12 protein-coding genes are annotated in these 12,412 nt (G+C 34.3%); 11 read left to right on the top strand and 1 reads right to left on the bottom strand.

Features of this window, described 5'->3' with window-relative positions; translation table 11 throughout:
- Window positions 1-60 precede the first annotated feature (60 nt).
- From nadC to priA, 7 genes are all read left to right on the top strand, one after another.
- Window positions 61-918, top strand: a complete 858-nt coding sequence (gene nadC, locus ACE94K_RS17100) for a carboxylating nicotinate-nucleotide diphosphorylase (protein ID WP_378175105.1) — start codon at window positions 61-63, stop codon at window positions 916-918.
- Window positions 919-921: 3 nt separating this feature from the next.
- Window positions 922-1,839, top strand: coding sequence for a YihY/virulence factor BrkB family protein (locus tag ACE94K_RS17095; RefSeq protein ID WP_378175102.1), 918 nt, complete (start codon window positions 922-924; stop codon window positions 1,837-1,839).
- Between the two features lie 36 nt (window positions 1,840-1,875).
- Window positions 1,876-2,439, top strand: coding sequence for a chalcone isomerase family protein (locus ACE94K_RS17090; protein ID WP_378175099.1), 564 nt, complete (start codon window positions 1,876-1,878; stop codon window positions 2,437-2,439).
- Between the two features lie 147 nt (window positions 2,440-2,586).
- Window positions 2,587-3,150 (top strand): chalcone isomerase family protein, encoded by a 564-nt coding sequence (locus ACE94K_RS17085; RefSeq protein WP_378175096.1) that lies wholly within the window; start codon window positions 2,587-2,589, stop codon window positions 3,148-3,150.
- Between the two features lie 111 nt (window positions 3,151-3,261).
- Entirely contained in the window at window positions 3,262-3,690 is a 429-nt protein-coding gene (locus ACE94K_RS17080; RefSeq protein ID WP_378175093.1) for a DUF2147 domain-containing protein, read from the top strand.
- A gap of 105 nt (window positions 3,691-3,795) precedes the next feature.
- The gene (locus ACE94K_RS17075; protein ID WP_378175090.1) at window positions 3,796-4,362 is read left to right on the top strand and encodes a chalcone isomerase family protein; all 567 of its coding nucleotides are present in this window, start codon (window positions 3,796-3,798) and stop codon (window positions 4,360-4,362) included.
- 102 nt (window positions 4,363-4,464) lie between these two features.
- Complete coding sequence (gene priA / locus ACE94K_RS17070; protein ID WP_378175088.1) at window positions 4,465-6,918, top strand: primosomal protein N'; 2,454 nt, start codon at window positions 4,465-4,467, stop codon at window positions 6,916-6,918.
- 76 nt (window positions 6,919-6,994) lie between these two features.
- On the opposite strand, the gene ACE94K_RS17065 is transcribed toward priA, so the two are convergent.
- Complete coding sequence (locus ACE94K_RS17065; RefSeq protein WP_378175085.1) at window positions 6,995-7,708, bottom strand: LytR/AlgR family response regulator transcription factor; 714 nt, start codon at window positions 7,706-7,708, stop codon at window positions 6,995-6,997.
- Between the two features lie 160 nt (window positions 7,709-7,868).
- Between ACE94K_RS17065 and rpsF the strand changes: the two genes are divergently transcribed.
- The 4 genes from rpsF (at window position 7,869) to ACE94K_RS17045 (ending at window position 12,291) form a co-directional block, all read left to right on the top strand.
- Window positions 7,869-8,207 (top strand): 30S ribosomal protein S6, encoded by a 339-nt coding sequence (gene rpsF, locus ACE94K_RS17060; RefSeq protein WP_378184300.1) that lies wholly within the window; start codon window positions 7,869-7,871, stop codon window positions 8,205-8,207.
- Window positions 8,207-8,506, top strand: coding sequence for a 30S ribosomal protein S18 (rpsR, locus tag ACE94K_RS17055; protein WP_174412104.1), 300 nt, complete (start codon window positions 8,207-8,209; stop codon window positions 8,504-8,506). Before rpsF ends, rpsR begins: the two co-directional genes overlap by 1 nt.
- A gap of 16 nt (window positions 8,507-8,522) precedes the next feature.
- Complete coding sequence (rplI, locus tag ACE94K_RS17050; protein ID WP_378175082.1) at window positions 8,523-8,975, top strand: 50S ribosomal protein L9; 453 nt, start codon at window positions 8,523-8,525, stop codon at window positions 8,973-8,975.
- Between the two features lie 112 nt (window positions 8,976-9,087).
- Entirely contained in the window at window positions 9,088-12,291 is a 3,204-nt protein-coding gene (locus ACE94K_RS17045; protein WP_378175079.1) for a carboxypeptidase regulatory-like domain-containing protein, read from the top strand.
- Window positions 12,292-12,412 lie beyond the last annotated feature (121 nt).

Here is a 12,412-nt window from a genome sequence, read left to right as displayed (position 1 = left end):
GTATGTACGACTTCGTACTTCTAATTTCTTTTCCTACTTTAGCAAAAATAACCATTCGATATGATTACAAAAGCTCAATTTGATAATGAAATTGAATTAATAATTGCGAATGCCATCAGAGAAGATGTGGGAGACGGTGACCATAGTTCTTTGGCGTGTATTCCCAAATCCGCAACCGGCAAAGCGAAATTGTTAGTAAAGGATGAAGGGATATTAGCAGGCGTCGAGTTTGCGAAAAAGGTATTTCAATATGTAGATTCAGAAATGGAAGTTGAGGTAATCATAGAGGACGGATCAACAATAAAGTACGGAGATGTTGCCTTTTATGTATCGGGTAGCTCTCAATCTATTTTGAAAGCTGAAAGGTTGGTGCTTAATGCTATGCAACGAATGAGTGCGATTGCAACAAAGACTAATCAATTCGTACAATTACTGGAAGGTACAGGTACTAAAATTCTGGATACGAGAAAAACAACACCGGGAATCAGAGCATTAGAGAAATGGGCAGTAAAAATTGGTGGCGGAGTAAATCATAGATTTGCTTTATATGATATGATTATGCTAAAAGATAATCATATCGATTTTGCCGGCGGCATTACAAAAGCTATAGAAAAAACAAAAAAATATTTAAAAGATAATGATAAAGATCTAAAGATAATCGTAGAAGCGAGAGATCTGGATGAAATCAAAGAAATATTAAAAACACCGGGTGTATACCGAATATTGATTGATAATTTCAATTACGAGGATACTAGAAAAGCTGTAGAACTTATCGGAGATACCTGTTTAACAGAATCAAGTGGTGGAATCAACGAAAAAACAGTACGCAAATATGCAGAATGCGGAGTAGATTTTATTAGTAGCGGGGCCCTTACACATTCTGTTTACAATTTGGATTTAAGTTTGAAAGCAGTGTAAATTATGTCAAAAGCGGTCGAAGATAAGCTTAACAAAATACCAATCATTAATATCCTGGTTAAGATTGGTAAGAAAATTATTCTTCCCGGTTTTGAAGGACTTTCATTGTATGACTTAGTAGAAATATATACTATTGGTATCTTAAAAGGGACTTTTTCGGCAAGGGCTAGTTCTATTTCGTGGAGTTTCTTTTTATCCTTGTTTCCTTTTCTTCTATTTTTACTAAATCTTATACCGATTATCCAAATAGATGGTTTTCAAGAGAACTTTTTCGAATTTATAACCTCTGCATTACCTAATCAGTCTAAATTGTTTTTCGAGGAAATCTATAATGATATTTCTGCCAATCCGAGAACAGGACTATTATCCACAGTTTTCATATTGTCCCTTTTTTTAATGACAAACGGAATCAATGCCGTGTTTTCTGGCTTTGAGTATTCTTATCACGTTACTCTAAATCGCAATTTTGTAAAACAATACATTGTTGCATTAGGAGTTTCTCTAATTGTGGCATCGTTATTGTTAATCACGGTAATAGTAACATTATATTTTAGTTACTTATTAGAAAATTTAAAAGAAATGGGAGTAATGGATAATACTGTTTTTTGGCTGCAATTTGGAAAATACGGATTATTTGTTTTAATGATATTTTTAGTAGTAGCTACATTATTTTACTTTGGAACAACCGAAGGTAAAATGAATAGATTCTTTTCCCCCGGAGCCTTTATGACTACTATTCTCATAATGATAACCACGTATTTTTTTGGAGTATATATAGATAACTTTTCGAACTACAATAAACTGTATGGATCTATCGGTGCTTTGTTAATTTTAATGGTATATATCTGGCTCAATGCAAATTTACTTTTATTAGGTTTCGAATTAAATGCATCCCTAATAAAATTGAAGAAGAATTTTTAATATTTTAGCAGCATACAAACATTTAATTTAATTAAAATGAAAAAATTAAGCTTATTATTTATTCTTTTAGTAACGGTAGGAACAGCTCAGGCTCAAGTGAAAGTTGGAGATGCAACATTACCAGGTACGGTAACTTTTAGCGGAGAAGAGTTGACGATTAATGGTGCAGGAATGAGAGAGAAGTTCTTTTTTGATATTTACGCAGGAGGATTATATCTTAAGAAAAAAAGTGCTAGCGCCAGTTCAATTGCTGCTGCAGATGAAACTATGGCGATCAAATTACATATAGTATCGGGTATGATGTCGAGAAGTAAAATGGAATCAGCGCTAAGAGACGGTTTCAAAAAATCTACAAAAGGAAATACAGCCTCTTTAGATAAACGAATCAATACATTTGTAGGGTTTATCAAAGATGAAATCGAAGAAGGGCAGATTTACGATATAGTTTACGAAAAAGGAAAAGGAAGCGTGATTTATAAGGATGGAGTAGAAAAAGGACACGTAGAAGGATTAGACTTTAAAAAAGCATTATTTAACATATGGATTGGAGATAATCCTGCTGATAAAGGTTTAAAAAATGAATTGTTAGGCGCTTTTTAGGATAAAAAGCATTATTTTAGCGGTGAAATACACAAATTTAACGTTTTTTTTCAATTGTTACTATGCGCGCATAACAGATTTTGTTATTTTTGCAGAAAAAAATAGAAAACTAAATATTAATACACCCCAGATAAAACTTTAACAAAAATGAAAAAAATTACTTTACTAATCGTAGCACTTATTTCTATAAATACTGCTACGGCACAAATCAGAGTAGGTAAAGCTGTGTTACCTTATGAAGAAAATTTTGGTGATACAGATCTTAAGTTAAATGGAGCGGGGATGCGTGAAATGTTATGGATTGATTTATATGCAGGAGGACTTTATCTACAAAATAAAAGCAAAGATCCACGAGCAATTCTTGATGCAAATGAAACGATGGCAATAAAATTGAACATAGTTTCAGGTTTTGTTACGCAGAAGAAAATGATCAAAGCGGTTCAAGATGGTTTTAATAAAGCTACTTTTGGAAACACAAAAGCGTTAGATGAGAGAATTAACAAATTCATCAGGTTTTTTAATGAACCTATCGTTAAAAATGACATCTTTGATATTGTGTATATAAAGGATAAAGGCGTAGTTGCCTTTAAGAATGATAAAGAACTAGGCATGATCGAAGGAAGAGACTTTAAATATGCATTATTCAAAATCTGGTTAGGGGATGAACCTGCTAGTGAAGGAATTAAAAACGGAATGCTGGGAATTCAGTAATTCACACCAAAGAAAAATTTAAAAAAGTAAAAGCTATCTACGGTGTAGGTAGCTTTTTTGTTTTCATCATATTTTCTATATTGAACTTTTAATTAAAAACTACGTATGACAATGAAATTTTCAAAAATCCTTATCATAGCTTGCGTTCTTGTCACCAGCTTTATGAATGCCCAAAGTGAAATAGTTGGAAAATGGAAAACGATCGATGATAATACAGGAGAAGCTAAATCTATTGTAGAGATTTACAAAAAAGACAATAAAATATATGGTAAAATTGCTAGAATTCTGAAAGAATCTGATCGTGATAAATTGTGTAAAGAGTGTGAAGGTGCTGATTATAATAAACCCATCGAGGGAATGGTTATTCTTAAAGGGCTACAAAAAGATGGTGATGAATATGAAGATGGGACCATTATGGATCCTGAGAATGGTAAAGTCTACAAATGTAAAATATGGGTCGATGAAGACGACCCTAATACCCTAAATGTAAGAGGATATATTGCATTTTTGTTTAGAACGCAACAATGGATTAAGGTGTAAGATTCCTCGGTACATTTTTATTTAAAGAAAATTTTAACATTCTTAGTTGTTAGTTTATTTAAAAATACAGAACTAAGCTTTTGTAATTTTTAAAAAAACTAAATCATGAAAAAAATATGTACCTTATCTATTTTACTGATCTTGACTACAATTGCAACGGCTCAAATAAGAGTGGGGGATGCTGTTGTGCCTTATAAAGTAACTTTTGAAGGAGAAGAACTTACCCTTAACGGTGCAGGTGTTAGAAAAGTCTTAGGTGTTGAAACATATTCAGGTGGACTGTATACAGTAAATAAATATTCTGACGATCGAAAAGTTTTGGATGCTGATGAGAGCATGGCGATCAGATTGGTGATCAATTCTAAAAAGGTGACTAACAAAAGAATGAAGAAAGTTTTTAGAAAAGGATTCGACGATGCAATGTTCGGTAATACCCAAAGTCTAGATAAGAGAATTGATGAGTTTTTAGAGTTATTTGGTAGTAGTACACAGATCAATGATTTTTATGATTTAGTTTATATAAAAGGAAAAGGTATACGAACTTTCAAAAACGGAGAAGAAGTTGGCTATATAGAAGGAAGAGATTTTAAATACGCTTTATTTAAAATTTGGTTAGGAAATGAGCCTGCTTGTCAATTAATTAAAGGCGGAATGCTTGGACATAATGGATAGACAATAAATTCTTAAAATAAACAAAAGCCTGATCAATTGATCAGGCTTTTGTTTTAGGTAATAAGCTTAAAGGTGTATTTTTGTTGAGAATCAATAGTATCGATGGCGTATTTTATAGATGTAATTCTTCCTATTCCTCTTGATAAAGAGTTTACCTATAGTATTAATAAAAATGAAGCTTCTTTCTTGAAACCGGGAATGCGAGTTGCTGTGCAGTTTGGTAAAAGTAAAGTATATGCCGCATTGGTAACAAAAACACATCAAACACCGCCTCAGGTATACGAGGCTAAGGAGATAGAACACATTTTGGATGAAACTCCGATTGTTACTACGAATCAATTAGAACTTTGGTCCTGGATTTCCAGATACTATATGTGTTCTGTAGGAGAAGTGATGAGGGCGGCTTTGCCAGGAGCATTCTTGTTAGAAAGCGAAACTATTATCCTAAAGAATGATAAAACATCTGTAGATGAAAGTTTGTTAAAGGACGATGAGTTTTTGCTTTATGAAGCATTACAGCATCAGAGTTTGCTTCGTATACAGGAGGTAATGGATATTGTCGGAAAAAAAAGCGTACTTCCATTAATTAAACGATTAATTGAAAAACAGGTTATTACAGTACAAGAAGAGATTTATGAACAGTATAAACCTAAGCTGGTAAGATATGTAAAATTACATTCACAATATGCTGGCGAAGCAGGTTTACAAACTTTATTGGATTCATTGACACGTGCACCTAAGCAGAGAGATGTATTGATGCATCTTTTTATGCTACAAGCCAAAACAAAAAAGGCAATCAAAGTTGGTGAGCTAATTAAAGAGGCAAATAGTAGTACTGCGGTTGTCAAAACTTTGATAGATAAGAATATATTAGAAGAGTATCATAAAAAAACAGATAGAGTTCAGTATGAGCGTGCGGCTGAAAGCGTAACTAAAGACTTAAATAAATATCAGGAAGAAGCACTTGCGAGTATTAAAAATTATCTTTTAGAAAAAGACGTTTGTTTATTTCACGGAGTTACTTCTTCAGGTAAAACAGAAGTTTATGTAAAACTAATCGAGGAACAAATAGAACAAGAAAAACAAGTTTTGTATTTGTTGCCTGAAATCGCCTTAACTACCCAATTGATTACGAGATTACAGGAGTATTTTGGAGAGAGACTTACAGTGTATCATTCTAAATATTCTGTAAACGAAAGAGTAGAAGCTTGGAATAATGTGAAGGATGCAAAGCCTAAAGCCCAAATTGTGATCGGAGCAAGATCTTCCATATTTCTCCCGTTTACTAATCTTGGACTGATTATAATAGACGAGGAGCACGAAAGCTCCTTCAAACAATATGATCCGGCACCCAGATATCACGCAAGAGATACCGCTGTAGTATTAGCTAATCTTTTTAAGGCAAAAGTAGTCTTGGGTTCAGCAACTCCTGCTTTAGAATCTTTTTATAATGCAGAACAAGGAAAATATGGATTAGTAGAACTAACTAGAAGATATGGAAATGTCTTGATGCCAGATATCAATTTGGTAGATCTTAAAACCAAATATAAAAAGAAGGAAATGACAGGACATTTTAGTGATACCCTGTTGATAGCAATACAAGAAGCATTAAAAGAGAATGAACAGGTTATTTTATTTCAAAATAGAAGAGGATACTCTCCTGTAGTCGAATGCAATACCTGTGGTCACTCACCACAATGCCCTAACTGTGATGTAAGTCTGACTTTCCATAATTACCGTAATCAGTTACGATGTCATTATTGTGGATATCATATTGCAATGCTGCAAAAGTGTATGGCCTGTGATAGTCACGACCTTACTACCAAAGGTTTCGGAACAGAACAGATAGAAAATGAGCTCATAGAGTTGTTTCCGGATCATCGTATCGGTAGAATGGATCAGGACACTACAAGAGGGAAACACGGTTATGAAAAAATTATCAATAAATTTGAAGAAGGAGAAATAGATATTCTTGTAGGGACACAAATGCTTACGAAAGGGTTAGATTTTAGAAATGTAACTTTGGTAGGGATAATGAATGCTGACAACCTTCTTAATTTTCCTGATTTTAGAGCACACGAGCGAAGCTTTCAATTAATGCTGCAGGTGGCAGGTAGAGCAGGAAGAACACGTAAAAGAGGGAAAGTGTTAATCCAAACCTATAATCCTTTTCATCAAATTCTACAACAGGTGTCCATAAATGATTATAAGGGTATGTATAAAGATCAGATTGAGGAAAGATATCAATACAAATACCCACCGTTTTATAGAATCATAAAGATCACAGGAAGACATAAGGATTATAATAAGGTGAACGAAGCAACCCTTTGGTTAGCAAAATCCTTAGCGATGACTTTTAAGGAAAATGTATTGGGACCAGAGTTTCCTCCAATTTCAAGAATTAGAAATCAATATAATAAGAATATCTTAATCAAGATACCTCACGGTCAATCACTTACTAAAACTAAAGAAGTGATCAAAAAAGTTGAGAGTTCTTTTAAAAGTATTAAAGAATTTGCTGGAGTCAGGATCATCATTAATGTTGATAATTATTAATGTTATGCCCTCTGGAAAATGAAAAAATCTCACTTTGAAAAAAGTGAGATTTTTTGTGTTATCGCATAAGATTCTTTTATCCGCTCAAGGCTTCTATCAAAGAATGTTTTTTATGTCTGCTTAACGGAATTTTTTCATCAGCAATCTCAATGTTACGACTGTTGTAGCGCTCCACTTTATCAAGATTAACAATATATGATTTGTGTATTCTAAGAAAACGATCGCTCGGCAGCTCTGCTTCAAAAGATTTCATCGTTGCTAGTACTACGATAGGATCACCGTCTTCCATAATTAATTTCACGTAATCACCTAAAGCCTCAACATATTTTAGTTGACTCAAAAATATTTTACGCTTTTTCAGATTACTTTTTACAAAAATATAATCATCATCTTCAACAGATGCCTGTTCTGAGTTTAAACGAGACATACTTAATGCTTTTTCGACAGCGGCATTAAATCGATCTTTTTTCAGAGGTTTTCTTAAATAGTCGATAGCATCATAGTCAAAAGCCTTAAAAGCATATTTAGTTTTCCCTGTAACAAATATGATATGAGGTTTGTTTTCTAAATCATCCAAAAGATCAAATCCTGTTAGAATCGGCATTTCGATATCTAAAAATAATAAATCTACCGGAGTATCTAATAAACCGTTTTTTGTCTCGATCGCATTATTCCACTCAGCGACTAATTCTAGTGATGAATGTTCATCTATTAATTTAACAATAGCCAGTCTTTGCAGACGAGAATCGTCTACTACTGCACATTTTAATTGAGATTGTTCCACTTGCATAGGTTAATATTCTATACAATATTAATGAATATATATTATTTCCACAAACATTTTACGCTTTTTATCGATAAAAGATGTGTTTCGTCGAAGTGGTTTTTTGTTTGAAAATCAAAAAAATAGTGTTACTTTTGCAGCCAATTTAATTAAAAATAGATTTTTTATGAATCATTATGAAACTGTTTTCATCTTGAATCCCGTTTTATCTGAAGAGCAGATAAAGGAAACAGTTAAGAAATACGAAGACATTCTTGTTTCTAACGGTGCCAAGATGATATCTAAAGAAGACTGGGGGCTTAAGAAGCTTGCTTACGCAATCCAGCACAAGAAAAGTGGTTTTTATCACTTATTTGAGTACACTGTACCAGGAGAAGTTATCAACACTGTTGAAGTTGAGTTCAGAAGAGACGAAAGAGTAATGCGTTACCTTACTGTTCGTTTGGACAAGCACGCAATTGCTTGGGCTGAGAAGAGAAGAAATAGAAACAAACAAAAAGCTTAATTATGTCATCTATAGAACAACAAGCTAAAGGAAAAAAAGATGGAGAAATTAGATATCTTACTCCATTAAATATAGATACTTCAAAAACTAAGAAGTATTGTCGTTTCAAAAAATCAGGAATTAAGTATATTGATTATAAAGACCCTGATTTCTTAATGGCATTCGTAAACGAACAAGGAAAATTATTACCGCGTCGTCTAACCGGAACTTCTTTAAAATATCAACGTAAAGTGAGTGTTGCCGTAAAAAGAGCTAGACACCTAGCTTTAATGCCATACGTTGGAGATTTATTAAAATAAAATTCGTCATAACATTATGGAACTTATATTAAAGAAAGACGTTGAGAATCTAGGATTTGCAGACGATGTAGTAGAAGTGAAGAACGGTTATGGACGTAACTTTTTAATTCCTGGAGGATATGCAGTACTTGCGACTCCATCTGCTAAAAAAGTATTACAGGAGACGTTAAAGCAACGTGCTTTTAAAGAAAAGAAAGAAATCGAAGATGCTGAGAAAATAGCTAAGAAAATAGCTGGATTCGAAATTAAGATAGCAGCAAAAGTTGGATCCGGTGATAAATTATTCGGTTCTATATCAAATACTGATGTTGCAGAAGCTTTGGCTAAAGAAGGTGTAGAGCTAGAAAAGAAGTTTATTACTGTACCTGGTGGAACTATCAAACGTTTAGGTCAGTATGAAGCCTCTGTTCGTCTACACAGAGCGGTGATTACACCACTTACTTTTGAAGTTATTGCACAAGCAAAATAATTCGAACATCTCATAACTAGTTGATAACTGGTTTATAAGAATACACCAAACCGCTCAAATGAGCGGTTTTTTTGTTTAATTTCATTGATAACTCACACAAAAATATCAATCAATGAAAAAAACTCTTCTCACCTTCGTTATTGTATTATTGACAATCACAATTCAAGCTCAGGTAACAACCTCTAATATTTCAGGTTTGGTGTATGACAACTCCAATCAATTATTACCTGGGGCAAACATAACAGCTGTACACGGTCCAACAGGAACAACTTATGGTGGAACTACTAATTTTGATGGACGTTTCGATCTCTTAAACCTTAGAGTCGGTGGTCCGTATCGTGTTACTATAAGTTATGTTGGTTTCAAGAAAAAAGTATATGATGATATCTATCTGCAATTAGGACAAACCTATAATCTGGATGTTGTTATGATTGAAGATGACAATCAGCTGGAAGAAGTTGTGATCACCACCAGTAAAAATGCCACATTTAGCAGTGAAAGAACCGGGGCAGAAACCAGTATAGGAAATAGAGAATTAAAATCATTACCAACGATTACTCGTTCTGCAGCAGATTTTTATCGTTTAGAGCCCACAGCATCTAGTAATGGATCTTTTGGAGGAAGAAATGATCAGTTTAACAACTTTAGTTTAGACGGTTCTATTTTTAATAATCCTTTTGGGTTGGATGCAGCAACTCCCGGTGGCCAGACCAATGCACAACCGATCTCTTTGGATGCTATTGACCAAATTCAGGTATCTACAGCACCATATGACGTAACTCAGGCAGGATTTACAGGGGCATCTGTTAATGCAGTGACCAAAAGCGGAACCAATGAGTGGAAAGGGACTGTATATGGTTTTTATCGTAATCAGGATTTAACAGGTGATAAATTGGGAGATGATGATATTATTGTTCCTGATCTTACACAAGCGCAATATGGTTTGAGTGTTGGCGGTCCAATTATAAAAAATAAACTCTTTGTTTTTGGAAATTTTGAAATCGACGATCGCGAAGATCTGGGGTCTAATTTTTTAGCATCTAGACCAGGATTAACCGGGGCGAATGTATCTCGGGTTTCTGCCGAAGATTTGGATTATGTTTCACAACAATTGAGTTTACTTGGTTACGAAACCGGACCTTATGAAGGATACACACACAATACAGAATCCACCAAAGGAATATTAAAACTGGATTGGAATATCAGTAATAATCATAGGCTAGCAGTAATTTATAACTTTCTAGATGCTTCCAGAGATTTACCTGCAAACCCCGAAGCCACCGGAAGAAGAGGTCCCGATCTAACTACCTTGCAATTTAGAAATGCCGGATATACGATCAAAAATAAAATCAATTCTTTCTTAGTAGAGCTGAATTCTAACTCTGGAGGTAATATCTCGAATAAATTTCAGGCAGGATACACCTTTTTTGATGATAGTAGAGATCCTTTTTCTGCACCCGCACCACCTATTAATATAGCACAAGATGGTGTTCGGTACATTGTGGCAGGACACGAGCCGTTTTCGATTAATAATCGATTAGAACAAAAGGTATATCAGGTAACGAATAATTTAAATATTGTAACCGGTAAGCATACAATTACTTTAGGAGGTAGTTTTGAGAGATTTGAGTTTGACAATTCTTTTAATTTGGGTGTATATACTTATTTTAACGCAAACGGCGGTGTTGGAACATTTGCACCGGATTTTGACAGTGTTCGCAATACACCCGGTTCTACCAATAGTTTTGAACAAGCAATTAATAATGGCCTTATAGCGGAGGCGATAGCTAATGCCAGAACAGTTTTTGATACAAATAATGCAACCGATAATTGGGCCTTGGCAGAAACCAATGTTGGACAATTGGCATTTTATGCACAAGATAAATGGAGAGTAAGTGATAAGTTTACTTTAACATATGGTATTAGAGTAGATCAACCCCTTTTCTTTGATACCAGAGATAAAATTGCTGAGAATATTGAAAGAGCTGCAGGAGGTGAATTCCCGGATGGTAATTATCAACCCGGAATAACGTATTTTGATGAAAACGGAAATCCAACGAATCTTAATAGTTTGGATTTACCATCTAAAAAACTATTGATTTCACCAAGATTGGGGTTTAATTATGATGTAAAAGGTGATAAAACACTACAGATTAGAGGGGGTACAGGTATTTTTACAGGCCGTCTTCCTTTTGTATGGATCGGCAATCAAGTGGCAAATCCAAATTTCTTTTTTTATACAACATCTGCTCCTGATTTTCAATTTCCACAAGTATTTAGAAATAGTTTAGGTATCGATTATAAGTTTAAAAATGGACTGATAGCGTCTACGGATATTATTTATACTGAAGACATCAATGCTCAAATGGTAAGAAACTATGGATTAGCAACTCCTTCAGGAACACTTAACGGAGTAGATGATAGACCAATCTATCTGGCGTCAGATAGAGCGGTAAATGAATTTGGAGGAGTTACAAACGCTTATGTTTTTACGAATACAGATGTTGGTTATTCATTCAATTGGTCGTTTAAGCTTCAGAAAAACTTTAAAAATGGACTATTTGCCAGCGTAGCTTATAATTTTTTAGAAGCAGAGGATGCTAGTTCTTTGGATGCAGAAATTTCTAGTGATGCATATGATAGAAATCCTGCGCTTGGTAATGTAAATCAGGCGGTGAGTACCGCATCTAGATATGGAGATAGACATAGGATCGTGGGGCAAATCAATAAATCCTTCAGCTATGGAAAAAACAAACAGTGGAGAACCTCACTGGGCGCTTTTTATGAATATGCTCAAGGCGGAAGATTCTCTTATACATATTCTGGTGATATTAATAATGATGGTTCTGTACTGAATGATTTGATTTATATACCAACTGAAACTGAATTAGCAAGTTATAACTTTAGTGGTACCCCAGTAGAACAAGCTGATCAAAGAGCTGCTCTAGAAGCATACATACAACAGGATGAATATCTTAGAGAGCGACGAGGTAATTATGCCGAAAAGTATGCTATTCTTAGTCCTTGGAGAGGGCGATGGGATGTAAAGTTGCTCCAGGATTATGATTTCCAGATAGGAGATAGGACCAATACAATTCAGTTGAGTGTGGATATCCTGAATTTTGGGAATTTGTTGAACTCTGATTGGGGTGTAATCAAAATACCGGTTAATGATCAACCTATTGGTGTCTCCGTGGACGCTACCAATACCCCGGTATATTCCTTCGATACTTCGCAGACCAGCACGTTTGCAAATGATTTTAGTCTGGATTCCAGATGGCAGGCACAAGTGGGGCTTCGGTATATTTTTAACTAAAACAATAGGTAACATCCGGGATTTAAAAATCCGTTGTTAATTTATTGGGAACGGATTTTATTTTATAGAGAGTTCTGTTTCTAATAATTTCCTATAAGAAAAGGCGGTGTAATTTTAAAAA

This window comes from Aquimarina besae (assembly GCF_042434905.1).
Classification (GTDB): domain Bacteria; phylum Bacteroidota; class Bacteroidia; order Flavobacteriales; family Flavobacteriaceae; genus Aquimarina.
This window is presented reverse-complemented; position numbering and strand designations above follow the sequence as displayed.